Genomic DNA, 716 nt, shown 5'->3' on the forward strand with positions numbered 1-716 from the left:
GGACAAACCACATCAATCGTTGCCATCAATCATCCAAAGGGCAAAGAGTACAACAACACTAAGTCTGCGTCACGACCTAACGCCCGCTATCGATTTGCTCGCGGATAAATGCTTCGAAATAGGGACTTAGCGCTACGCTGGTTGGCATAATGATTTCTCCGCCTCGATTACTAACCGTTATTATCTGTTAGTGTTTCAGGGTGGCGCATTATCATCAACTGCTGTTTTATTCGGCAGCCAGAGTTCTGCCATCGACCCTACTTCGTGGGTTATGTACGGGGATCACCGAAACTTCACGCCGTCACCGGCCATCATCCAGCAGGGGCACTGGATGGCGGAGCTGGGGTTTGAGACCGGGCAGAAGATCGAAGTGATCACGAGGCCGGGAGAGATGATTATCCGGGTGGCGGGTGAAAAGTAACTAACTGGATTACATAGTAAAATCCCGCGATAATGGCGGGATCCTTTCATTTTTTAATGTAAAGGAGATATAAATATTGTCACCTCTTAATTTACTTAGGTGCTCTTTAGCATAATCGCAACTTTCAGAAGGAACCGTCAAATTACAGTACCAGTCTGCATAAAAATTATTCATTTTATTATTTTCATACTGGTAAACATCCCCTCCAAGCACTGTCCATTTAGGGAAGGTGCGATTTAATCGGTGGGGTTCAGTGGAGTCCTTAGCTGTATTAGCCTTACCTTAGCTGAGCTGT

Annotated in this window: 1 protein-coding gene and 1 pseudogene; one reads left to right on the forward strand and one right to left on the reverse strand. The window is 45.8% G+C overall.

Translation table 11 applies throughout. The annotated features are described in order from the left end of the window. Positions 1-79: 79 nt before the first annotated feature. Positions 80-148: pseudogene (locus tag ACSZO1_RS22620) on the reverse strand (type II toxin-antitoxin system ParD family antitoxin); the annotation flags it as partial. 123 nt (positions 149-271) lie between these two features. Between ACSZO1_RS22620 and ACSZO1_RS22625 the strand changes: the two are divergent. Then, a complete protein-coding gene (locus tag ACSZO1_RS22625) occupies positions 272-421 on the forward strand; it encodes a SymE family type I addiction module toxin (protein ID WP_437616645.1) in 150 nt (49 codons plus the stop codon). The last annotated feature ends 295 nt before the right edge of the window (positions 422-716 follow it).

The sequence above is a fragment of the Erwinia sp. V71 genome, from assembly GCF_965644245.1.
GTDB lineage: Bacteria > Pseudomonadota > Gammaproteobacteria > Enterobacterales > Enterobacteriaceae > Erwinia.

What these genes read in the sequence shown, in the direction of transcription:
- ACSZO1_RS22625 (WP_437616645.1), top strand. Translation starts at nt 272, where the DNA reads ATGTACGGGGATCACCGAAACTTCACGCCGTCACCGGCCATCATCCAG.